The organism is Paraglaciecola sp. 25GB23A, from assembly GCF_040012495.1.
Lineage (GTDB): Bacteria > Pseudomonadota > Gammaproteobacteria > Enterobacterales > Alteromonadaceae > Paraglaciecola.
In genome coordinates, this window is the sequence record NZ_JBDYKM010000001.1 from 67,804 (window position 1) to 90,461 (window position 22,658).

General features: G+C 41.7%; 19 protein-coding genes. 8 read left to right on the forward strand and 11 right to left on the reverse strand.

Annotated features, from left to right (window positions below; translation table 11 throughout):
• Positions 1-43: 43 nt before the first annotated feature.
• The 3 genes from ABKW31_RS00285 to ABKW31_RS00295 all read right to left on the reverse strand — a co-directional run bounded on the left by ABKW31_RS00285 (position 44) and on the right by ABKW31_RS00295 (position 3,871).
• Positions 44-1,186: an endo-1,4-beta-xylanase gene (locus ABKW31_RS00285; RefSeq protein WP_348614118.1), complete on the reverse strand. Its 1,143-nt coding sequence runs from the start codon at positions 1,184-1,186 to the stop codon at positions 44-46.
• A 137-nt stretch (positions 1,187-1,323) separates the two neighbouring features.
• Positions 1,324-2,343, reverse strand: coding sequence for a glycoside hydrolase family 43 protein (locus ABKW31_RS00290; RefSeq protein ID WP_348614119.1), 1,020 nt, complete (start codon positions 2,341-2,343; stop codon positions 1,324-1,326).
• Positions 2,344-2,401: 58 nt separating this feature from the next.
• Positions 2,402-3,871: an MFS transporter gene (locus tag ABKW31_RS00295; RefSeq protein WP_348614120.1), complete on the reverse strand. Its 1,470-nt coding sequence runs from the start codon at positions 3,869-3,871 to the stop codon at positions 2,402-2,404.
• A gap of 398 nt (positions 3,872-4,269) precedes the next feature.
• Between ABKW31_RS00295 and ABKW31_RS00300 the strand changes: the two genes are divergently transcribed.
• Positions 4,270-5,649 (forward strand): sugar porter family MFS transporter, encoded by a 1,380-nt coding sequence (locus ABKW31_RS00300; protein WP_348615161.1) that lies wholly within the window; start codon positions 4,270-4,272, stop codon positions 5,647-5,649.
• 188 nt (positions 5,650-5,837) lie between these two features.
• Here ABKW31_RS00300 and xylA read toward each other — a convergent pair whose 3' ends face one another.
• The gene (gene xylA / locus ABKW31_RS00305) at positions 5,838-7,157 is read right to left on the reverse strand and encodes a xylose isomerase (RefSeq protein WP_348614121.1); all 1,320 of its coding nucleotides are present in this window, start codon (positions 7,155-7,157) and stop codon (positions 5,838-5,840) included.
• Positions 7,158-7,296: 139 nt separating this feature from the next.
• On the reverse strand, positions 7,297-8,760 hold the full coding sequence (gene xylB, locus ABKW31_RS00310) for a xylulokinase (RefSeq protein WP_348614123.1): 1,464 nt from the start codon (positions 8,758-8,760) through the stop codon (positions 7,297-7,299).
• Between the two features lie 182 nt (positions 8,761-8,942).
• On the opposite strand from xylB, the gene ABKW31_RS00315 reads away from it, so the two are divergent.
• A complete protein-coding gene (locus ABKW31_RS00315; protein WP_348614124.1) occupies positions 8,943-10,112 on the forward strand; it encodes a DNA-binding transcriptional regulator in 1,170 nt (389 codons plus the stop codon).
• 65 nt (positions 10,113-10,177) lie between these two features.
• Here the strand turns inward: ABKW31_RS00315 and ABKW31_RS00320 are convergent, their stop codons facing one another.
• The 6 genes from ABKW31_RS00320 to ABKW31_RS00345 all read right to left on the reverse strand — a co-directional run bounded on the left by ABKW31_RS00320 (position 10,178) and on the right by ABKW31_RS00345 (position 16,922).
• Entirely contained in the window at positions 10,178-12,889 is a 2,712-nt protein-coding gene (locus ABKW31_RS00320; RefSeq protein WP_348614126.1) for an ATP-binding protein, read from the reverse strand.
• Positions 12,890-12,914: 25 nt separating this feature from the next.
• On the reverse strand, positions 12,915-14,117 hold the full coding sequence (locus tag ABKW31_RS00325) for an extracellular solute-binding protein (protein ID WP_348615162.1): 1,203 nt from the start codon (positions 14,115-14,117) through the stop codon (positions 12,915-12,917).
• Positions 14,118-14,344: 227 nt separating this feature from the next.
• Positions 14,345-14,761 carry a DUF4426 domain-containing protein gene (locus ABKW31_RS00330; protein WP_348614127.1) on the reverse strand — a complete coding sequence of 139 codons (417 nt, stop codon included), beginning with the start codon at positions 14,759-14,761 and terminating at the stop codon, positions 14,345-14,347.
• Positions 14,762-14,765: 4 nt separating this feature from the next.
• Positions 14,766-15,308, reverse strand: a complete 543-nt coding sequence (locus tag ABKW31_RS00335) for a YggT family protein (RefSeq protein ID WP_348614128.1) — start codon at positions 15,306-15,308, stop codon at positions 14,766-14,768.
• 71 nt (positions 15,309-15,379) lie between these two features.
• Positions 15,380-16,201, reverse strand: coding sequence for a pyrroline-5-carboxylate reductase (proC, locus tag ABKW31_RS00340; RefSeq protein WP_348614129.1), 822 nt, complete (start codon positions 16,199-16,201; stop codon positions 15,380-15,382).
• Positions 16,202-16,238: 37 nt separating this feature from the next.
• Positions 16,239-16,922 (reverse strand): YggS family pyridoxal phosphate-dependent enzyme, encoded by a 684-nt coding sequence (locus ABKW31_RS00345; protein WP_348614130.1) that lies wholly within the window; start codon positions 16,920-16,922, stop codon positions 16,239-16,241.
• A 29-nt stretch (positions 16,923-16,951) separates the two neighbouring features.
• On the opposite strand from ABKW31_RS00345, the gene ABKW31_RS00350 reads away from it, so the two are divergent.
• From ABKW31_RS00350 to ABKW31_RS00375, 6 genes are all read left to right on the forward strand, one after another.
• Positions 16,952-17,995 carry a type IV pilus twitching motility protein PilT gene (locus ABKW31_RS00350; protein WP_348614132.1) on the forward strand — a complete coding sequence of 348 codons (1,044 nt, stop codon included), beginning with the start codon at positions 16,952-16,954 and terminating at the stop codon, positions 17,993-17,995.
• Positions 17,996-18,033: 38 nt separating this feature from the next.
• The gene (locus ABKW31_RS00355) at positions 18,034-19,146 is read left to right on the forward strand and encodes a PilT/PilU family type 4a pilus ATPase (RefSeq protein ID WP_348614134.1); all 1,113 of its coding nucleotides are present in this window, start codon (positions 18,034-18,036) and stop codon (positions 19,144-19,146) included.
• 10 nt (positions 19,147-19,156) lie between these two features.
• Positions 19,157-19,468 (forward strand): DUF2007 domain-containing protein, encoded by a 312-nt coding sequence (locus ABKW31_RS00360; RefSeq protein ID WP_348614136.1) that lies wholly within the window; start codon positions 19,157-19,159, stop codon positions 19,466-19,468.
• Between the two features lie 294 nt (positions 19,469-19,762).
• Positions 19,763-20,485: a bifunctional protein-disulfide isomerase/oxidoreductase DsbC gene (dsbC, locus tag ABKW31_RS00365; RefSeq protein ID WP_348614138.1), complete on the forward strand. Its 723-nt coding sequence runs from the start codon at positions 19,763-19,765 to the stop codon at positions 20,483-20,485.
• Positions 20,486-20,544: 59 nt separating this feature from the next.
• On the forward strand, positions 20,545-22,272 hold the full coding sequence (gene recJ, locus ABKW31_RS00370) for a single-stranded-DNA-specific exonuclease RecJ (protein WP_348614139.1): 1,728 nt from the start codon (positions 20,545-20,547) through the stop codon (positions 22,270-22,272).
• 97 nt (positions 22,273-22,369) lie between these two features.
• On the forward strand, positions 22,370-22,651 hold the full coding sequence (locus ABKW31_RS00375; RefSeq protein ID WP_348614140.1) for a hypothetical protein: 282 nt from the start codon (positions 22,370-22,372) through the stop codon (positions 22,649-22,651).
• Positions 22,652-22,658 lie beyond the last annotated feature (7 nt).

Sequence of the window (22,658 nt, forward strand, 5' to 3'; positions counted from 1 at the left end):
GCACCAGCCCACAAAACAGATTTTTGTTCTTTGTGACTGTTTATTATTGTTTTAAAGCCAAAATCTTATAATAAGCTGACTTAGCTTTGCTTTGACGGTCAAATAGCAGTGGGTAGTCACTACGGCCTACCATAGGCCAATTATTGCGCCAGGTCATGCCATCGTCTGTGCCCCAAAAAGTAACACGGCTGATATCTTTTTCATGACGCAAAAATATCTCAAATAAGTCAGTGTAACGTTGGTCTAATGCTGCTTCGGCTTCGGGGCTTAAACCCTTACTATAAGGATTGAGTTTTTCTTGTAAGGCAAAGTTTTGATTAACATCTGCACCAGCTTCAGCATCTTCAGGAAAGATCAATACCGATATATCCACCTCGGTGAACATGACTTTTACCCCAGTTTCGGCATAGGCAATTATAGAATCTTCTACTTCTTTAAAGTCGGGATGAAATAGTGAGTAATGACCTTGCATGCCCACGCCGTCAATACGCAAACCTTTATCTTGTAATTGTTTTACTATACGCAGCACACCAAGACGTTTTTGTGGATTGTTCAGGTTGTAATCGTTGTAGTTTAATTCAGCCTCGGGATCAGCTGCATGGGCATATTCAAAGGCTTTTTCGATCATGTCTTCGCCAATGATCTTGTACCACTTAGACTGGCGCATAGTACCATCTTCGTTAAGGGCTTCGTTGACCACATCCCAACTTTGTACACGGCCTTTGTAACGGCCAACCACAGTGTCGATATGATCCTTTAAACGGCCCAGCAATACTTCGCGACTGACTGCTTGGCCATTTTCGTCTTCAAATATCCAGTCGGGTGCCTGACTATGCCACAACAAAGTATGACCGGTCATAAAGATATTATTCTTTTGAGCAAATTCGACAAATTTATCTGCAGCAGCAAAATCATACTGTCCAGGCAAGGGATGAATTCGCTCCCATTTCATATCATTTTCTGGGGTGGCGGCATTAAATTCTTTCTCAATCAGCTTGGTAGTGACTGCCTGCGGATGCATTAGTTGATCGTTGCCAATGGCGGTGCCAATTAAAAAGCTATTTTTATAAGCTTGTTTCAAACTGACTGTTGATGCAGTTTTGTCTGCAAGCTCATTGCTACAGGCTGACAGTAAGCTGCAGCTTAAGAGTGTTGCGCTGATAATGGGTAAAAATGCTAGTTTCATATCGTTTCTCTTGTTAAATAAGTGCCTCATTAAAAGCCCTTTATTGAAGCTGTTTTAAGTCTTAATTACGCAATATAAAAGACCTTAAATTCCCTAAGCTTTTGCCTAATTTGCCTCAGCTTATTCGCTCAGTGCCATCAATCGCGATAGGGTTTTAAGGTGTTAATTTTGCCTTGCGTATCATAGGTAATTTCAGCCATTTTGACCGAGCGTAAATGGGTGATACCACCAGATAAGCTTGAGTCGTGATAAAACAAGTACCACTTGCCTTCAAACTCAGCAATAGAGTGGTGAGTCGTCCAGCCTAGGACCGGCTCTAATATACGACCGCCATATGTAAAGGGGCCGTAAGGACTATCGCCCATGGCGTAACACAAAAAGTGAGTATTACCGGTGGAATAGGAGAAGTAATATTTACCTTTATATTTGTGCATCCACGAGGCTTCAAAAAAGCGTCTGTCATGATCACCTGCTAATAAAGGCTGACCTTTTTCGTCGAGGATTAAAATTTCTTTGGGTGTTTCAGCAAACTCCAACATATCATCGCTCATCTTGGCGACGATAGGACCCAGTTGAGCTTCATAGTCAGCAGGTTCGGCTAAGCTGGCATCATACTTATTGTTACGATAATGCTGTAATTGGCCACCCCAAATACCACCAAAATACATGTAGAACTGGCCATCATCATCTTCGAATACGGCGGGATCGATGGTGTAACTGCCTTTAATTGGTTCAGGCTGAGGTAAAAAAGGTCCTAGTGGTGAATCACCCACTGCCACACCAATTTGGAATAGGTCGTCGGCTTTTTTTGCCGGAAAGTAGAAGTAATATTTGTCGCCCTTTTTAGCCGCATCAGGCGCCCACATTTGTCTGGTTGCCCAAGGTACGTCTTGCACATGCAAGGCCACACCATTATCCACTGCCGGGCTATTCGGCGATTCCATTGAGATCACATGGTAGTCTTGCATTCCAAAGTGATCGCCGTTGTCATTAAAGGGAATACCCGCTTCAATATCGTGTGAAGGGTAGATATAGATCTTGCCATCAAATACATGGGCAGAGGGATCAGCCGTATAAATACTGTCAACTAGGGGCTGGGAAATTGCCTTTGCTCTTAGCGCTTGCAAGGCTTCTTGGGGTAGTAATTCTTCAGACATAAAAAACTCACTTGGTAAAAGTCGCCGTCAAAAAGTTACGGCGTTTAATCGGGCAAAATTAGTTAACTTGGCGACGTGCAGCTAAGTCTTTTTCAATTTTTTGTTCCATCGCTTTATTAATGCTGTAGCCAAATAAACACGCGACGGCCAAGAAAAACGGGATAGAGGCAAATACACTAACCGACAATTTAATGCCATTAATGGTGTCAGGTAACTGGGTGCTCAGTTCTACGCTGTAATTGAAATAATTCAAGATGCTTGAAAGAATAGAAGAGCCCAAGGTTAAGCCGACTTTTAAGCCTACGATCATGGCTGAGAATATGATTGCAGTAGCACGGCGGTGGGTTTTCCATTCTGAGTAATCTGCAACATCGGCAATCATCGCCCACAATAAAGGGGTCGAAATACCATAAAAGAAGCCGTGCAATATTTGTGAAGTAAATACTAAGCCAATGGCATCTGCAGGATAGAAATAGAACACTAGGATAAATAGTGTGGATAAAAACAATGAGGCACCAAACACTTCTCGCTTGCCAAATTTATCCGCCAATGACTTAGAAAAGCCAATGCCGATGATCATAAAAATAATCCCGCCAGCGTTGAATAAACTAAAGCCAGAAGTAGCAGGATCTTCAGGCCAATGAAACTCTGATAAACCCAAACCTGTTAAACCGGCGTTTAAGCCATTAATAAAACTGTTAAATCCAATATTGTGTAAAAAGGCGGCAATCTGTGCAGCGTCGAGGTAGTTTTCAAAATAATAGATGTACATCCCGCCTTTCAGCGCCAAAGTAATAAACACTAAAATGGTAATGATTAACATCATGATCCACGGGCGGTTACCCATTAAATCTTTGATGTCTTCTAATACAGTCGACTTTTGCTCTTGGGTGGGTACGACGCGTTCTTTGGTGGTTAAAAATGTGATCAGGAACATGATGATCCCTGCAATAGCCAAAAAGGTCATGACTTTTTCAAAACCAAGGGCTTTATCTCCATCACCGGCAATCAGTACTAAGGGCAACAGCAATACTTGAATAATGAATTGCGCAATCATCACGGCCACAAAGCGGTATGAGGACATGCTGTTACGCTCTTGCATATTGCCGGTAATTACACCGCTAAGGGCGGAGTAAGGCAGGTTGTTAGCTGAGTAAACGAGTAACAGTAAAAAATAGGTAATAAATGCATAATAAATTTTACCATCGGGTCCAAAGTCCGGGGTACTAAAGGCCAATAAGGCTAAGACCCCAAAAGGTACAGATGTCCATAATATCCATGGTCGAAATTTACCCCAACGGGTCTGAGTACGGTCGGCAATCATGCCCATAAAAGGATTGAAAAATGCGGCTAACAAGCCACAGGTGAAAATAACTTTAGTGGCTGATTCAACTGGGATTTTATAAACATCAGTATAAAAGAATGCAATGAAAGTCACGAGGGTTTGAAATACCAAATTTGCGGCTAAGTCACCGAGGCTGTAACCGACTTTTTCAATAATACTTAACTTTTCAGTTTGCTGATTCATTTGTAAGTCATTTGTGGTTTTTTTGTTATGCAAGAATTGTATAGCGTTAGTGATTTTTGGTTATTGCTATTTTCGCTTTCCGCATTATTTTATGTGCCCTTGTGGCTATAAATTATCCAGCCAAGATTTTTTGCTCCAGTTATTTCGCCGTCTAGACGAGATAATAGAGCTTTACCCTAGCGGAAATTTTGTAGTCAATCGTTGATAACAAGAGGACGGTAATACGTAGTTTGGAATTCAATAGTGTCCTACACCCGTTTTTAAATCTAACATTATGTTTTTTCACATAAAATTAACATGTGATTGTTTGTATTCATAACTTTAGTATGCTGTTTGCATTTGGTCTATCCGCAGAAATTAATTGAGGTAAGCATTTGAACACCCAACATAACGAGAATATGATTTTTATTATATTAGTGAGTATCGTGGCAACCATTGGCGGCTTCTTATTTGGCTTTGATAGTGGGGTGATTAACGGCACTGTTAACGGACTGCAAAAGGCGTTTAACTCTGATGATATCGGCACCGGTTTTAACGTAGCCAGTATGTTACTTGGTTGTGCGATTGGCGCGTTTACGGCAGGCAGATTAGCTGATGTTTATGGTCGTAAAACCCTGCTGCTGGTGACTGCTGTCTTGTTTATTGTCAGTGCTTGGGGTTCGGGTATCGCTGGCTCCTCCATGGAGTTTATTGTTTATCGAGTCATAGGTGGTTTAGCGGTTGGGGCTGCCTCGGTCATGGCGCCCGCTTATATCAGTGAAATTGCTCCGGCCCGTTTACGCGGGCGTTTATCTTCTATTCAACAAGTCGCTATTATTAGCGGACTATTTGCGGCTTTTGTTAGTAACTATTTATTAGCTAATCTAGCGGGTGCTTCCACTGCTGATTTTTGGCTGGGCTTTGCAGCATGGCGTTGGATGTTTTGGATTGAGTTGTTTCCTGCAGTATTATTTTTAGTTTTTTTGCTGTTTATTCCAGAAAGTCCGCGTTATTTGGTTTTGCGTAAAAAAGATCATCAAGCCTCTGATGTACTTAATCGTTTGTACGGAGAGGAGCAAGGGCAAAAAAAATTATTGGAAATACAGCAATCTTTGGCTGGCGATCGCCACGAACCCAAATTGGCCGATTTATTTGACAAACAAAGTCGAAAAGTCCGCAAAATCGTGTGGATTGGTATCGGGCTTGCGGTGTTTCAGCAATTAGTCGGAATCAATGTCGTATTTTATTATGGTGCCGTGTTGTGGCAGGCAGTGGGTTTTTCTGAGTCAGATGCCTTACTCATTAATATTATCAGCGGTGCAGTTAGTATTGCGGCTTGTGTTATTACTATGTACTTCATCGATAAAGTAGGCCGTAAACCCTTCTTATTGTTAGGTTCACTTGGCATGACCGTGACCTTAAGCTGCTTAGTGTTTGCCTTTATGAATTCAGACCTTGATATACATGGTAATTTGGACCTCGGGGATATGGGGACCTTTGCACTGATTTCGGCCAATGCCTATGTATTTTTCTTTAATCTGTCTTGGGGGCCTGTAATGTGGGTGATGTTGGGGGAGATGTTCCCCAATCAAATTCGCGGTTCTGGTTTGGCGGTTGCTGGCCTCTTTCAATGGGGCGCTAATTTTGCTATTACGATGACTTTCCCCATTATGCTAACAGGTATTGGATTAGGCGGTGCCTACGCTTTTTATGCGGTTTTTGCGGCACTGTCAGTATTTTTTGTTGCTAAGTATATATACGAAACCAAAGGGCGAGAGCTTGAAGATATGCAAGGTTAAACAGTTGTCTATTTGAAAATATGCAAAGGCCACTTACTTAGTGGCCTTTTTTATATGTGGCATAAACAAATCAGTTTTACATTTCTTGATTAGATTTGTGGAAATAAAAAAAGGCCTCAAACGAGGCCTCATAAAATAAACGAACGAGGGACACAATCGCTCGTTTACGGGACAACACAAAAAGTCAATTAACCAAACAAAATACGGTTAACCTGATTTTCTAATAATTCTTGCTGACCACTGACGTGTTTAGGTTGGATATTACTTTTGGCAGCAAAGTCAGCTAAGGTCGCTAAGCTGTGTTCGCCATTTTGAATGGCTTTGCCTAAGTTACCGTTCCAGCCCGCATAACGTTTTTTAACGAAATCAGCTAGGAAGTCATTTTCAAGAATGGCTGCCGCTTTGCGTAAGGCCAATGCTAAGTGATCCATGCCACCAATATGCCCGTGGAACATATCAGCTGGATCAGAACTCTGACGACGTAATTTACAGTCAAAGTTCATGCCACCTGTGGTGAAGCCACCGGCTTTTAATATTTCATACATCACTAAGGTTAGTTCGGGCACATCTGTAGGAAATTGGTCAGTATCCCAACCTAATTGCGCATCGCCTCGGTTAGCATCTAAGCTACCAAAAATACCCAAAGAAACTGCAGTGGCTACTTCATGGTGGAATGAATGGCCAGCTAATGTGGCATGGTTGGCCTCAATATTTACTTTGTATTCTTGCTCTAAGCCATATTGTTTAAGGAAGCCGTATACCGTTGCCGTATCATAGTCGTACTGGTGTTTGGTTGGCTCCTGTGGTTTGGGTTCAATTAATAAAGCACCCTTGAAACCAATTTTATTTTTATGCTCAACCACCAACTGCATAAAACGACCCAGTTGCTCACGCTCTTGTCGCAGATCGGTATTTAGGAGAGTTTCATAACCTTCACGGCCTCCCCACAATACATAATTTTCTCCGCCTAAACGCTTAGTGGCGTTCATCGCATGGAAAACTTGGGTTGCTCCATACGCATAGATTTCTGGGTCGGGGCTGGTAATCGCTCCGCCTGCATAACGAGGATGACTGAATAAGTTAGCTGTTCCCCATAATAATTTCATGCCCGTTTCAGCTTGCTTTTGCTCAAGCACATCGGTGATTTGGGCGAAGTTGTTGACATATTCTTTGATTGAGTTGCCGCCAGGTGCTACATCAGCATCATGGAAACAGTAATAGGGTGCGCTTAATTTTGAGAAAAACTCAAAAGCAACCTTGGCTTTTTCTTTAGCCCGTTGCATTTCGTCACCGGCTTGTAACCATGGGCGTCCAAAAACCCCTTGGCCAAATACATCGCTACCATCCCAACAAAAGTTGTGCCAATAACATGAGGAAAAACGCAAATGTTCGGCCATGGTTTTACCCAAGATCACTTCACTTGGATTGTAATGGTGGAAGGCAAGCGGGTTAGTCGACTCGGTTCCTTCATATTGGATTTTGGGAATATTTTTGAAATACTCAGTCATTAGGTGCTCCTAAAACGGTAAAAATTTTATTGCTTTGGTTAGCCTTATCATGCGTCTTCTATGCAAGGCTAACAATTATGTTTTCTTGATTAAGGGGTGTGCTTTTTATTGCTTTTTTATTACTAACTTGATTTTTTCTTTATTGCGGCCTCATCAGTGGTGCCAATTGAGTGTACAAGCGTTTGAACACTTTACGCCGAGCAACTAACAATGCTGCGCGCTGTGTTTCAGGCTCAGAAACACTTTCCAAAGCTGGTTGCGGGCATATTTGCTGTAAATTTTTATCGGTATCAATGGCCAGTTGCGCTAGTCTTGCCGCACCTAAGCCCGGGCCGACATCACCACCTGTGCGATAATTGACTGGTCGTTGTAATACGTCAGCCAATAGCTGCCGCCAGTATTGGCTTTTGGCGCCGCCGCCGATTAAGGTGATTTCTTGTGCTTGGCCAGCGACTTGATCCAACGCTTCAACCCCGTCGGCAAAGGCAAAACTAACGCCTTCCAATACACTGTATGTTAAGTTTACTTGGGCGCTAGAATGACTTAACCCAAAAAAGGTACCACTGGCACAAGGGTTATTATGCGGAGTGCGTTCGCCACTTAAATAAGGTAGAAAAATAGGGCAATGGTCTAGATTGATTTCGCTATTATCAAGTTCATTTAAGAGTTCTTGAACAGGACGCATCGCAATATTATCGGCAAACCACTGCAAACAACTTGCCGCGCTAAGAATAACCGACATCAAATGCCAGGTATTAGGTAAAGCATGACAAAAACTGTGGACTGCAGATTCTGGGTTAGCGCTAAAGCCCTGTGTAACTGCAAAATAGACACCTGATGTACCGAGCGACAACATTGCTTGTCCTGGTTTGACAATACCCATACCCACAGCACCTGCGGCATTATCCCCCCCTCCGGCGATAACCGGAATAGCGGCTAAGTTCCAGCGTTGTGCAATATCGCTTTTTAAGTTTCCGGTGATTTGTGAGCCTTCAAATAAACGAGGCATATGGGATTCATTTAGACCAAAAGCAGCAAGTAAATCGTTATGCCATACACGATTTTTAACGTCTAACCACATAGTTCCGGATGCGTCTGACATGTCGGACGCGTAATCACCGGTGAGTAATAAACGTAAGTAGTCTTTAGGCAGCAGTACTTTGCCAATGCGAGCAAAATTTGCTGGCTCACATTGTTTGATCCATAGAAGCTTGGGCGCAGTGAAACCTGGCATCATGATATTGCCTGTGATCTCCCGTGCATTTGGAACTAATGCTTCAAGCTCTTTACATTGAGCTTCGCAGCGTCCGTCATTCCACAAAATGGCAGGCCGAATTACTTGATCGTTTTCATCTAACAAGGTTGCACCATGCATTTGTCCTGATAAACCTAATCCAAGGACCTGTGATAAATCATTGTTGATACTGAGTTTGTCCATTGCATCACAAAAGCCTATCCACCAATCGCGAGGATTTTGTTCCGACCAAAGGGGATGTGGACGACTGACTTCAAAGCTACTTGAACTGCTATCTACAATATCTCCACTGGTGTTTATTAACACAATTTTAACGCCAGATGTGCCTAGGTCGATGCCTAAATACATAATAAGTCCTCTTGAAATTTTTTGTGATACTAGCAGAGCGTTTTGCTTTTAAAGAGCTGTAGGATTGATTACGAAATTAAATAACTAAATATCATAATAACCCTATTCACTTCCATTATAGCTATATGTAACAATTATGTTGCAGAATACTAAAAAACATAAATCCATTTATAGGAGTCGCAATGTATCAAGCTCGACACAGTATTAGTCTTTTGTTCAATGCCAATAAAGTGTATGACCGCCAAGTTATTGAGGGCATAGGCCATTATTTGCAGTCTTCTAAAGTGGATTGGGATGTGTATCTGGAAGAAGATTTTTTAGCTCGCCTTGAACATATTGAGGAGTGGAGTGGTGATGGCATTATTGCTGACTTTGATGATCCCGCTATTCAAACAGCTATGCATAACGCTAAAGTTCCGGTTATTGGAGTGGGCGGCTCCTATAGCAATGAGCAAGATTATCCAGATGTACCCTATGTGGCTACCGACAATTATGCAGTGGTTAAATCTGCTTATGAGCACCTCAAGAAAAAAGGCTTAGAACGCTTTGCTTTTTACGGCTTACCCTTAGATCAAACACATAGATGGGCGGTTGAACGTGAGCGTGCCATGCTTAAATTGTGTAAAATTGACGGCTATGATTGTTCAATTTATCGAGGCCATCCGACACGTCCTGAAACGTGGCAATACACTATGAATCGAGTCAGTGACTGGCTGCAAGGTTTGCCTAATCCTGTAGGGATTGTATCAGTAACAGATGCAAGGGCTCGACATTTGCTACAAGCATGTGAACAAATTGGTAAATTAGTACCCGATAATATCTCTATTGTTGGTATAGATGATGATGATATTGCTCGCTACTTGAGTCGTATTAGTCTAAGTAGTGTTACCCAAGGTTGTTTTGAAATGGGATTTCAAGCGGCTAAATTATTACACCGTCACCTTGACAATCCTAATTTAAAAAGTAGGCGAGTATTAGTGTCGCCAGTAGGTGTGTCTGAAAGACAATCTACGGATTTTAAAGCGCTTAAAGATCCCTATGTTATTCAGGCTATGCACTATATTAGGCAAAACGCCTGTCGTGGAATAAAAGTTGAGCAAGTATTAGATTATGTAGGTGTTTCTCGTTCAAATCTGGAGCAACGATTTAGAGAAGAACGTGAGCACAGTATTCATACTGAAATTCACAACGAAAAATTAGCTAAGGCTTGCAAATTATTGGCTGAAAAAGATATTTCTACCAGTGAAGTTGCACAAGTCTGCGGCTATCCCTCCTTACAATATATGTATGCTGTTTTCAAAAAACACTATGATAAAACCCCTCGTGAATTTCGCGATGGAACAGGTAAATAACTGGCGCTAAAGAGAGCAAGAAACCGATTTTTTAGCAGATCATAGCCTGCTTGAGTGGAGGCTATTTATAGTGGCTTTAATGGCAAATATCGACTTAGAAACATGGAAAGTTCACTGGCTTTAAGGGGTTTAATCAGGTAATCATTCATACCTGCTTTTGTTGCTAATTTTTTGTCTTGTGCCATTGCATTGGCTGACAAACCACAAATAATCAGGTCGGCATAGCCATTTTCTCGCAGCGTTTTAGTGGCTTGATAGCCATCCATTATGGGCATTTGAATATCCATCAATACCAAATCATAGTGAATAGAACTCATTACTTGTTTGACGGCTTGGCTCCCGTCTTCAGCGATATCAAAAGTAATACCCATCAGTGTTAACATTTCGCCTGCAACAGCTTGGTTAATAAAGTTGTCTTCAACTAATAATAAGTGACCTGTAAATTGTTTAATAGTGTTTGAATGTTGTTGTGTGTCGAGATCAATATTTTCATTTAGTTCAAATAACTGCTCTAAAAAGTGACAAGTTTGCGTCAATGTAAAAGGATGGCTTAAACACAGAGAGTCGGTGTTTTTAGTCAATGCATGAACTAAGTCACTAGGTTGCGATTCAGTAATAAATCCAGTGTTTATTTTTAACTCATTCAAACGAAGCAATTCAACACGGTACTTTTGGTAGTCGCTTTGGTCGGCGATATCTAGTGCAACCACATCGTCTTGATTCATGCCCACTATTTGATTGTTCAATTCACTTAAAGGAAAACGCCGCAATTCAATTTGTAGGGCCTCGATATACTCGTCTGGTAAATAACCGAGGGGGCCAGCACTAAAATAAAATAAACGACCAATGGGCTTTTGTGGCATCTGTAATAGCCGCTGTTTTTTGCTAGATAGTCCAAGGGGTAAAGATATTTTGAATTGACTCCCTTGGTTTTCTATTGATTCAGCAGTGATTTCACCGTTCATTAATTTTACTAGTTGCTTCACTATACTCAGACCCAAACCAGTACCACCAAAGGTGCGACTAGTTGAGCCATCAGCTTGGGTAAATGCACTGAACACTTTTTCCAGCTGTTCTGCTGACATACCGATACCGGTGTCGGCCACGATAAGCTCAAGTATCACGGTGTCTGTTGAATCATCTTGATGGAAATTCACCTCAATATTTACCATCCCCTCATAAGTAAATTTAATCGCATTGCTACTAAGATTAAGCAATAACTGACTTATTCTTAAGGGGTCACCAATGAGGTAAGCCGGTAATTGGGGGGAGGCGTTAAAACGTAATTTGAGATGTTTTTCAGCTGCCCGATTGGTTATATTGGCCAATACATTGGCGAACATATCTTCCACATTAAACTCTATACGTTCAATATCTAACTTCCCGGCTTCTATTTTAGAGAAGTCCAAAATATCATTAATTAGGCTCATTAAAATTTCGCTGGAATAGACGACTTTATTTAGTTGTTCTCTTTGTGCTGGTTTAAGCTCCGAATTGAGCACTAAATCTAACATACCCACTATGCCATTCATTGGGGTACGAATTTCGTGGCTCATATTGGCGACAAACATACTTTTAGCTTCGTTTGCTTGCTCCGCCTTTAAATTAGACTGAATTAAGGCTTGATTTAGGGCCTCTTGTTTGGCGTTCATCAACTGCGAATCAGCCAGCAAATCATGAGTTTGTTGGTTCTTTTGTTGAAAAATATTAGCCGCCTTGGCTAATCGACCAATTTCATCTTTGCGTTTTAAGTCAGGAATATCACTGATTTCTTGATCTTGGCTCAAACGTTCAAACACTGCGGTAATTTTTTTGATGGGCAGCATTATGCGATAGGCTAAAAATACGGCAGCGAATATGGCTAATAGAATGCCTATTAATGAATACAAATCACTTTCGTTAAGAGACTTTTCTGTGGTGGTTTTAACGTCAATGTTGGTTTGGTGTAGTTTTTCAGTAACTAAAGAATTTAGTTCTCGAGCTAAAAATAAAAATTCATTTGCAGAGCCTGCCATCACCACATTTACTAAAAATAAATAGCCGCGAGTTATTTGGGTCAGTTGAATAAAATCTTCTTCTACTCTGCTCAGTGTAGTGAGTAAATCCGTCAACTCATTGTTGAGTGTTGGCTTCCCTTGGCCTTCAATCAGTTGTATTGCAGTGGCAATATGTTGTTGAAAAGGAGAGATGAATTCTTGATCTGGGTTTAATAAATATTGGAGTAAATAGTTTTCTGCCTGAGCAATGTTAAATAGGATAGTTTCTATTTTTTTGACTCTGTCAGCATCCTTAGCGTTACTCAATTCTGATAAATTGATAGTGTCAAAGATTTGTTGAAGCTCTATCAATAAACCATTGTCTACTAATGATTGGCGCTGTGTTCGCCCAATAATCACTTCTGCAAAGTTATCGTTGTAATCTTCTAAATGGGCACGCATACGGGCTATGTAGTCACTGTACAGTTGCATCTGTACATCATTTTCTGTGAGCTTTTGTAAGCTATCAAGCCGCTGTTTAGTATCTAACATTAATACTACAAAACGCTCAATCGCCGACTCACTGGCGGAGGATTTATAAATCAGCACATTGCGTTGTAAGTCGATAACATCCCGCTCTAACTCTCTTACAATGCTAACCTCTTTTATGGTTTCTTGAGTGATGTCCAGATTGCTTACAAAGGTGGCATATATATCTCTTGATAATATTATCTGTAGCCCTAATAACAGGGCAAGGGTCAATGAAAACAATAAAATTTGTGATTTAAGGCTAGTGAACACGTTGTTTTTTACCTATCGTTGACCATTAGGAACTGATAAATTCATACCACTTTTGCAAGCTATAATCATATGTTGGCATGGCAGTATTCCAAACAGCAACATTACTTAAGCGTTTACTATAACTGCCACCCGTGCGCATTTCACCTTTCTTTACTGCTATTTTATCATCGGTACCAAGTAAATCTTCAGTGGCGATCTTGCCCTGATACCAATAGTCCCATTCGGCCTGAGTCAGAAATTTTTGTGAGCGTTGCGGATTAGAAATATAGTAACCCTGACGAGCGATAAAAGCGCCTGGCCAACCCGAGAGCCACCAATTCATATAATCATAGGCTGCATCTTTTTGTCTGCCCTGTGTTGCCGCAGATAAACACATTACCCCATGCCAGCCACGATATCCTTCTTTAGGCGCGGCAAAGGTAACCGGTAAACCTTGGCTATTTAGAGTCGACACTGCGGGTGAAAACATACTTTCAATGACGACCCGTTGGGTACGCATAAAATCTACCGATTCAGGCACGGAATTCCAAAAACCGCTAAAATGTTTTTGTTGTTTAAACGCAATGAGCACTTTAAATAGGGCATCTAAATCTGCTTTTGTCAGTGCGCCTATATCGTCAAATTGGACTAGATTTTCAGCTTGTGCTGCCAAAGCAAGGTCAAACAGGCCAATCGTGGGGTCGTTAACAATCCCCACTTTGCCACGATATTTCTCATCCAGTAACCATCCCCAACTTTCAGTAAGGTATGGTTCACCTTTTGGAATGAAAAAGTTGTTATAGCCAAATGAATCGACATTGTGCACGTAAGGCAAAAAGCTTATTTGTTCAGTCGGGGTTTCACCCAAGGTTCCATCATATTGAATATTGAGGATCTTATTGGGTGCATCACCGGCCCCCATTTTGGCATTTGGACTAATTTTACCGGTCTTGGAAAGTGAGTTAATTTCATCCCAATATATGAGCCTTTTTTTATCTATGGCTTGAATTGAACCACTGGTCCACAATGGCCGAATGCTGTTTGACCATTGTTCGTATAGATCAAAAGAAGTGGGTGACACACTGGCTTTTTGCAAGACGGCGGCACTGCCTCTTGGCTCAAAAATAAGCTCAATGCCTAAATCTTTCATCGCTTGTTGGCGCAATTTTTCTTGTAAGGTGACGTGGGTGCCGAGAATTTTAAGTACAGTGCGTTGGCGAGCAAATACGTAAGGAGCCTTTGAGGTCATTGCCGTGGCTACTATTACAGCACCAAGCGACTTTACCATCGTTCTGCGCTCTGGGCTTTCAGTCTGGTTTGAGGGCAATATTGGTTTTGGCACAGCTAACTCCTTTATGGGAGAATAAAAGTCAACTTTAGAGTATAAAAATACTATCTGCAACGATTCAACGCGCAGATAGCATACGGTTTTTATCCTGCTATTTTGTTAGCCATTTGCATGCCCTTTAGAAGGGACTATTCTGCATAAAATTTATGTTCAAAAGTAAACTCTTGCTTGCTGCTGCCATCATTCAAACGCAGGGTTATTCGATAACGTTCTTGATCACTAAAAGGCAAAACCGCAAGGTAATAAATGGCGTCTCCTTCTTGTACTTCTTTAAAGGTCAGATTTTTTATCACTCCAAGTAGGTTTTTCGCTTCGCCACTAACCACAAGGCTTTGAGCTTTTTGACTCTGTTTATCAAGCACTGAAACATTAATTACGCCATTAAATTTACTACGCACAATCGCATATTGTTGGGCTACCTCAGGAGTAAGAAACGTGCTATTCAATGCCATATAATGCACATCCCAAGTACCCAAGGCTACTTTTTGTTCCGCTGTACTTGTCCTTGTAAAAATACAAAATGTCAGAAGTATTAGTAACTGCACATATTTAGAATATACCAAACAGATCACCCATTAGTTTTTGTAAGAAGATAAGCAGTAAAATAACTACCATAACCGATAAATCTAAACCACCCAAGTCAGGCATTCTTTTACGAATAGGATATAACATTGGTTCAGTCAGTTGCGCTAAAACCAATTCCATTGGGTTACGACCTTGACTTACCCAACTCATGATCGCACGTAATATGAGTACATAAATGACTAAATCGACGGCCTCAGAAAATACCACTAACAATCCACCCAAACCAATGCCAATTAAGTTAGTTAAGGTGAAACCTGCGAGCAAAGTCAGTACTACAATCTTAGCGACAGCAACCAACCAAGCTAAGAGTAAAGTCGACGTATCAAACCGGCCTATAGACGGCACAACTCGGCGCAAGGGGCCAATAATCGGTTGAGTTGCTTTTACAATAAATTGGCTAAAAGGATTATAAAAATCGGCTCGCGACAATTGCAGCCAAAAACGCAATAAAACGATCATTAAATAAAGTTTAAATGGCAAACTGATTAAAAATTCAATTGAACTCATAGCGTTGTTGTTTCCTAAACACAAATTTTGAAATTAGTACCTTGGCAAGGTGTTTATTTGGGCCTTTGGCCTCAAAATGTCGTTGACATCTCTTTCGCTCGAGCGACTGCTGCTTGCATCGCTTTGGCTACAATATCAGCTAAACCATGCTCTGCAAAACAAGCGAGGGCTTGAGCAGTTGTGCCGCCTTTTGAGGTCACTTGAGTGCGTAACTCGCTGATTTCAAATTGCGGATTTTGACAAACCATTTCAGCGGCACCTAACATTGCTTGTTGGACCAATAAACGCGCGGTATCTCGACTAAAACCTTGCTGTTCAGCCTCATGTTGCATCGCTTCTAAAAACGCAAAGAAATAGGCAGGGCTGCTGCCCGCTGCAGCGATAACACCATCTATCATGCTTTCGTCTTCCACCCATGCAATTTTACCAACATGTTCGAGTAAGGCACCAGCATAGTCTCTATCTGCCTGAGGTATATGTTCATCAGCATATAAACCTGTCATACCTAAACCCAGGGAGCTGGGAGTATTGGGCATAGTGCGTATAACATGATAGTTACCACCTAACATCTCCTGCAACCTTTTGATGCCAATGCCCGCAGCAATAGAAATAAAGAGTTTGTCTTGCAAATCAGTTTGCTTAGCCAAATCTGCACACATCTGAGCCATTAATTGGGGTTTCACTGCAAGGACAATAACTTGGGCTTGCTCCACAACGTGAACATTGGATTGGCTGACTTGAATACCAAATTGTTGCTGCAAACTATCTAGCTTAGGGGTTGAGGGATTACTGGCGTAAACGCACTCTGCAGGGTAGCCGTTGTTAACGAGTCCACCGATGATGCTTTTACTCATGTTGCCTGCGCCAATAAAGGCGATACGTCTATGTTCCATTTTACCTCTGCTTATCTACTTGTTGGTCTATCTATGCCTACTGGCGGCTACCAAAGATGGCGGTGCCGATACGAACCATGGTGCTACCGTTTTGAATAGCAAGTTTTGTGTCTGAAGACATACCCATCGATAGGGTATCAAATTCCGGATACTCTTTACTCATTTCACTGAACAAAGTGTACATCGCGGAAAAACTCTTTATTTGCTGTTCTTCACTTGCCTGTGCCTTAGGAATGGTCATCAAACCGCGTAATTTCAAGTGGGGTAGCTGTTTAATGGCCGCCGCTAAAGACGCCACTTCGCTGAGGGATACCCCTGATTTACTGTCTTCGTCATCAATATTAACTTGAATACAAACATTTAATTGTTGATGTGGGCTATGTTGATCATTTAGGCGCTGAGCTATTTTTAGGCGGTCGATTGAATGCACCCAAGTAAAGTTTTCCGCGACCAAGCGGCTTTTGTTGGATTGAATAGGACCGATAAAGTGCCATTCAATATCAGCTAAATGTTTGAGTGCTTGAACCTTTTCTACACCTTCTTGCACATAGTTCTCGCCAAACAAACGTTGTCCCGCTTCATACGCTTGCACGATATCAGATACTGGTTTGGTCTTACTGACCGCTAGTAATTTGATCGCATTTGATGGACGATTGGCCTCTAATGCAGATTGCTTGATAGTTTGGTATGCGCTTTTGAGTCGTTCTGCTATTGTTTCCACGTTGTAAACTTTTTTACGGAGAATTTGGCTTGGATATTACCGAACTTTTAGCCTTTAGTGTGAAAAATAAAGCCTCAGATTTACATCTATCAGCAGGATTGCCTCCCATTATTCGCGTTGATGGGGAAATGCGTAAGCTTAATGTTCCTGCACTGGGACATAAAGAAGTGCATGCGCTGATTTATGAGATCATGAATGACAAACAGCGCAAAGAGTATGAAGAAAATCTCGAAACCGATTTTTCTTTTGAAGTAAAAGATCTCTCACGTTTTAGGGTCAATGCTTTTATGCAAAATCGCGGTGCGGCAGCCGTGTTGAGGACCATCCCCAGTAAAATTCTAAGCTTAGACGAGCTGGGTGCCCCACAGATTTTTAAACAAATTATTAATCAGCCCACCGGTATTGTTTTAGTGACCGGCGCGACTGGCTCAGGCAAAAGTACAACCTTGGCCGCCATGGTTGATCATATCAATTCGACCAAACGTGAACATATTCTAACCATTGAAGATCCCATCGAATTTGTGCACGAAAATAAACTATGTGTTCTCAATCAACGGGAAGTTCATCGCGATACACACAGTTTTAATAACGCTTTGCGTTCGGCCTTACGTGAAGACCCTGATATTATTTTAGTCGGTGAATTACGTGACTTAGAAACCATTAGATTGGCCATCTCTGCAGCGGAAACCGGGCACTTAGTGTTTGGTACCTTACATACTAACTCGGCCCCTAAAACGATTGACCGAATTATCGATGTATTCCCAGCATCAGAAAAATCTATGATCCGCTCTATGTTATCAGAATCTTTACGAGCGGTTATTTCACAAACTTTATTGAAAAAAGTCGGTGGTGGTAGGGTTGCTGCCCATGAAATTATGTTAGGGATCCCAGCGATTCGTAATCTAATTCGCGAAGACAAAGTGCCGCAAATGTACTCAGTGATCCAAACCGGTCAACAACACGGTATGCAAACCATGGATCAGTGTTTACAACGTTTAGTGGCACAAGGTGTGATAACAGCGCAAGATGCTGCGGCTAAATCCATAGACAAAAAGCCCACGTCAGGTTTCTAATGCTTAAATTAAATATGCCTTATTAGTAGGAAGTAACAATGGAACTCACGCCTTATTTGGAAGCCATGCAGGACGCTGGAGCTTCAGATTTATTTATTACTGTTGGCTTTCCGGTCAGTGCTAAAGTCAATGGGCAAATGACACCTATTGGCAGCAGCGTATTAGATGAGGAATCATCCCTCGCTCTAGTGCACGATGCGATGAATGACAAACAAATTCAGGAGTTTACCGACAGTAAAGAATGTAATTTTGCCATTGCGCGTGATGGAATAGGGCGATTTCGTTGCAGTGCCTTTTGGCAACGAGACATGGCGGGAATGGTAGTCAGACGAATAGTGACTCAAATTCCCCAAGTCGACGAACTTGGTCTGCCGCCAGTGTTAAAAGAAATTATTATGGCAAAACGTGGTTTAGTCTTATTTGTGGGAGCGACCGGTACCGGTAAGTCGACGTCTTTAGCTGCTCTTATGGGCTACCGTAATCATAATTCTAGGGGCCATATACTCACGATTGAAGACCCCATTGAATTTGTGCATGAGCATGGCCAATGTGTGGTCACGCAACGTGAAGTCGGTATCGATACCAAATCTTTTGACGATGCTTTAAAAAGTTCACTGCGCCAAGCGCCTGACGTCATATTAATTGGTGAAATTCGTTCCATGGAAACCATGGAATACGCCATGTCGTTTGCAGATACGGGTCATTTGTGTGTGGCTACTTTGCATGCCAACAATGCCAACCAAGCCATTGAAAGGATTATGCATTTAGCGCCCCATGATCAACATGATAAATTACGTTTTGATTTGAGTTTAAATATGCGTGCGATTGTCGCTCAGCAACTTGTCCCTACACCCGATGGAAAGGGGCGTGTGGCAGCCATTGAAATTCTACTTAATTCACCCTTGGTGACTGATTTAATTCAGCGCAATGAAATAGGTGGGCTCAAAGAAGCGATGCGAAAAGGTAGAGAGTTAGGCATGCAAAGTTTTGATATGGCGCTGTACGATCTTTATAAAATGGGCAAAATTACACTCGAACACGCGATTCATCATGCTGACTCACCCAACGATTTGAGACTGATGATTAAACTGGCTGCAGATGATGGCAATCAACTCGGTTCGTTATCGAATGTTTCTATAGACATGGACTAGCAGTGTAACTATGCGCAAAGTATATAGTCATCATGACCGCTTTATGATTTGGCAAATCAAACAGTTACTCGAACAACATGGTATTCCATGTTTTATTAAAAATGAGTTTGCTATTGGCGCAATGGGCGAGCTGTCGCCCTTTGATGTATTACCTGAGGTTTGGTTAACTGATGATGACTGGCTGCCAAAAGCGCAGCGAACAATCGAAGACTTTGAGGCTCAACCTGTGCTGAAAACCCCTTGGCTGTGTGAGCAATGCCATGAAACGAATGACGCTAATTTTGAGCTTTGCTGGAAATGTGGCGCCCTTGCCCAAGAATAAAACAAAATCAATTAATTGATGGCAAAAGGAGTGTGTTTGCTTGTAAGTTTTGCGGCAAATCAGTCTAAAACATCTATGTTTAGCGCAGGCTTTCGCTTCACAAATTTTTACAGATGAGCAAGAGCCAATCGTTTGGATTAAATTAGATAATCCCGTACACTCTGGTAAAACAGAATTGAAATTATTTGGCTTCTGCGAGGTCATATACTCATACTTTCTCTGAATCTTTATTCTCAAAGTTGTATGAATTAACAATTGTCGGGTGCTTCACCCTTAGTAAATATTGGAAATAATATGAAAAATTGGATTAAACACTGCACCTTGGGTTTGGCTTTTGCATTAAGCACAGCAGTGAACGCAGCGGACAAAGTGGAAAATTTTGAATTGGTTAAACAAAAAATTCAGAACACGCTTGGCATGAAAGTATCGTCTATTGCGGATTCTCCAATCCCCGGCTTATTGCAGTTGGAAACAGATAAAGGTTTGTTTTACAGCAGTGAAAATGGCAAGTTCTTATTGCAAGCTCGGGTTTACAATCTTGATGAGGGAATGCGCAATGAAACAGAAATTGCTCTGAGTCAAATGCGTTTGGCAGGGGTAGATGAGTTCAAAAATTCTGTCATTGAGTACAAAGCAAAAGATGAGAAATATGTGGTAGATGTTTTTACTGATATCACCTGTGGGTATTGCCGTAAATTGCATGGCGAGATGGCACAGTATAATGATTTGGGTATTACTATTCGTTATCTAGCCTATCCTCGAGATGGTTTACGTGGGCAAACCTATAAAAATATGGTCTCGGTTTGGTGTGCAGAAAACCCGCAAAAAGCCATGGATAACGCTAAAAGTGATAAACCAGTGACGCCTAAAAGTTGTGAGTCGCAGGTTGCCGAACAATATGCTTTTGGTCAAATGATAGGGGTGAATGGTACGCCTAATATTATCTTACCTGATGGTTCTTTGATTCCGGGCTATCAACCACCCAAAATGTTAGAGCAAGCCCTTAAAGCACTTTAATTCTAAAACAAGCCTGCTGTTTAGCAGGCTTTTCTCAGCTTAAAATTTGAAATTCATCAATGCCTAACCTTGTTATTAAGCGCAGACCCACATGTAATAGTGAACATTTACCTGCCAGTTTACACCCTCTTATCCGACAAATTTATGCCAACCGCGGCGTGGAAAATGGTCAACAACTTCTGCGCAATACCAAGTCTTTGTTGCACTACAATCAACTAAAAGGCGTTGAAGGAGCAGTTACATTGCTGGTGGCAGCCATTAAATCGCAGCAACGTATCATAGTGGTAGGTGACTTTGATGCTGATGGCGCAACGAGTACCGCGCTGTGCATGCTGTCACTGACTAGGTTGGGCTCTTTACGGCACAGCTACTTGGTACCTAATCGTTTTGACTTTGGCTATGGATTAAGCCCTGAGATTGTAGAGGTTGCTGCTAGTCAAGGTGCTGAATTGATTATGACTGTGGATAGCGGCATAGCTTGTTTTGCGGGTGTAGAAAAAGCCAAGTCACTCGGTTTAAGTGTTGTTATTACCGACCATCATTTGGCCGCTGATAAATTGCCTATGGCAGATGCAATTGTTAATCCTAATCAGCCTGGGTGCGAGTTTTTGTCGAAAAACTTAGCCGGTGTTGGCGTCGCCTTTTATTTAATGTTGGCTGTACGTGCAGAGTTAAAAAATCAAGATTGGTTTACTCAACAGTCACTTCCTGTGCCTAACTTGGCGGAATTACTCGATATTGTTGCACTTGGTACCGTGGCTGATGTGGTGCCCCTGGACAGTAATAATCGTATTTTGGTTCATCAGGGATTACAGCGCATACGCAGTGATCAGTGTTGCGCCGGTATTCAAGCCATCATGGAAGTCGCTGGGCGCGATAAAAGCAAACTAATGGCCTCTGACTTGGGTTTTGTAGTTGGGCCGCGTCTTAATGCCGCAGGCCGCTTGGATGATATGTCCTTGGGCATTGAATGTTTGCTCACCGACAACCCGGCGCGAGCAAGACAAATTGCGGTGCAACTAGATAGTTTAAATCAAGAGCGTCGAGAAATAGAAAGCTCCATGCAACAAGAGGCTGTTAAGGCTCTTGAACAGCTCGATTTGGCCGCCGAAGCCCTACCTTACGGTTTGGTCTTATATAAAGCTGATTATCATCAAGGCGTTATTGGTATTTTGGCTGGGCGTATTAAAGAAAAATATTTTCGCCCTACTATCGCATTTGCTCATCAAGATGAACGTTTTTTAAAAGGCTCTGCTCGCTCAATTCCCGGTGTGCACATCCGCGATTTACTTGAATCGATAAACAGTCAACATCCAGGTCTTATTGTTAAGTTTGGTGGCCATGCTATGGCCGCTGGTTTGACTATTGAGTTGGCGAGACTCGCTGACTTTGAACTCGCTTTCCATCAAATTGCCCAAAAAATATTACAAAACCAAACCCTGGGCGGTGAGGTGTTATCAGATGGCGCTTTGTTAAAAGAGCAATATAGCATTGCTTTTGCACAACAACTTAAAGATGCGGGGCCATGGGGCCAAGGTTTTGCTGAACCTATTTTTGATGATGAATTTGAGTTGATAGAGCAAAAGTTGCTGGGCGGTAAACATTTAAAGATGTTGGTGCGTTATCAAGGTCAACTATTGATAGACGCGATCGCTTTTAATATTGAGCCAACCTTGTGGCCAAACTTAGCCTGCAAACAGGTTAGACTTGCCTTTAAACTGGATATTAACGAATTTCGTGGGCGAGTGAATTTGCAACTAATGGTAGATGCCATAGTCGCAATTTAAACAAATATTCAGCCAAACTTAGCTAATATTCTGACAAAGCTGCATATTTGGTGAATTTGGGTATATCATTGTTCTTTTGGACAACCTAAACTTTTTCATGGCTAAAAAAACGGATGTAGAAAAATTACTGATTAAACACGACAAGCTCACTCATACTGAAGAGCTGACGGTGTCTTCTCACGTACAACGCAAAGATGATGACTGGTTTATGAATACCTTGATGATTGAAGGTTATGACGTGCCATTTAAATTCCGTCGTCGTAAGGTTTATAAAAACCTTACTGGCATGAGGGTCAATCTGACTTATTACCCCATCAAAGAAGAAATTGCCGGCATGGACTTTGAAGCCATGAAGGTCGTACGTATTAAAATAAGTTAATTTTTAT

What these genes read in the sequence shown, in the direction of transcription:
- ABKW31_RS00285 (WP_348614118.1), bottom strand. Translation starts at nt 1,186, where the DNA reads ATGAAACTAGCATTTTTACCCATTATCAGCGCAACACTCTTAAGCTGC.
- ABKW31_RS00290 (WP_348614119.1), bottom strand. Translation starts at nt 2,343, where the DNA reads ATGTCTGAAGAATTACTACCCCAAGAAGCCTTGCAAGCGCTAAGAGCA.
- ABKW31_RS00295 (WP_348614120.1), bottom strand. Translation starts at nt 3,871, where the DNA reads ATGAATCAGCAAACTGAAAAGTTAAGTATTATTGAAAAAGTCGGTTAC.
- ABKW31_RS00300 (WP_348615161.1), top strand. Translation starts at nt 4,270, where the DNA reads ATGATTTTTATTATATTAGTGAGTATCGTGGCAACCATTGGCGGCTTC.
- xylA (WP_348614121.1), bottom strand. Translation starts at nt 7,157, where the DNA reads ATGACTGAGTATTTCAAAAATATTCCCAAAATCCAATATGAAGGAACC.
- xylB (WP_348614123.1), bottom strand. Translation starts at nt 8,760, where the DNA reads ATGTATTTAGGCATCGACCTAGGCACATCTGGCGTTAAAATTGTGTTA.
- ABKW31_RS00315 (WP_348614124.1), top strand. Translation starts at nt 8,943, where the DNA reads ATGTATCAAGCTCGACACAGTATTAGTCTTTTGTTCAATGCCAATAAA.
- ABKW31_RS00325 (WP_348615162.1), bottom strand. Translation starts at nt 14,117, where the DNA reads ATGACCTCAAAGGCTCCTTACGTATTTGCTCGCCAACGCACTGTACTT.
- ABKW31_RS00335 (WP_348614128.1), bottom strand. Translation starts at nt 15,308, where the DNA reads ATGAGTTCAATTGAATTTTTAATCAGTTTGCCATTTAAACTTTATTTA.
- proC (WP_348614129.1), bottom strand. Translation starts at nt 16,201, where the DNA reads ATGGAACATAGACGTATCGCCTTTATTGGCGCAGGCAACATGAGTAAA.
- ABKW31_RS00355 (WP_348614134.1), top strand. Translation starts at nt 18,034, where the DNA reads ATGGAACTCACGCCTTATTTGGAAGCCATGCAGGACGCTGGAGCTTCA.
- ABKW31_RS00360 (WP_348614136.1), top strand. Translation starts at nt 19,157, where the DNA reads ATGCGCAAAGTATATAGTCATCATGACCGCTTTATGATTTGGCAAATC.
- dsbC (WP_348614138.1), top strand. Translation starts at nt 19,763, where the DNA reads ATGAAAAATTGGATTAAACACTGCACCTTGGGTTTGGCTTTTGCATTA.
- recJ (WP_348614139.1), top strand. Translation starts at nt 20,545, where the DNA reads ATGCCTAACCTTGTTATTAAGCGCAGACCCACATGTAATAGTGAACAT.
- ABKW31_RS00375 (WP_348614140.1), top strand. Translation starts at nt 22,370, where the DNA reads ATGGCTAAAAAAACGGATGTAGAAAAATTACTGATTAAACACGACAAG.